The organism is Ventosimonas gracilis, assembly GCF_001580025.1.
GTDB lineage: Bacteria > Pseudomonadota > Gammaproteobacteria > Pseudomonadales > Pseudomonadaceae > Ventosimonas > Ventosimonas gracilis.
On record NZ_LSZO01000122.1, the window covers coordinates 1 to 232 of the forward strand.

Annotated in this window: 1 protein-coding gene; it reads left to right on the forward strand. The window is 61.2% G+C overall.

Features of this window, described 5'->3' with window-relative positions; all coding sequences use genetic code 11:
- Window positions 1–232: GTP-binding protein (locus AXE65_RS05380; RefSeq protein ID WP_239685034.1), on the forward strand; the 232-nt coding region annotated here is incomplete at both ends.

Consider the following 232-nt stretch of genomic DNA (forward strand, 5'->3'; position numbering starts at 1 on the left):
CGTCGACTGCCCGGGTCACGCCGACTACGTGAAAAACATGATTACCGGTGCCGCGCAGATGGACGGCGCGATCCTGGTCTGCTCGGCCGCTGATGGTCCGATGCCGCAAACCCGCGAACACATCCTCTTGTCCCGTCAGGTGGGCGTGCCGTACATCGTCGTGTTCCTCAACAAAGCGGACATGGTCGATGACGAAGAGCTGCTGGAACTGGTCGAGATGGAAGTGCGCGAC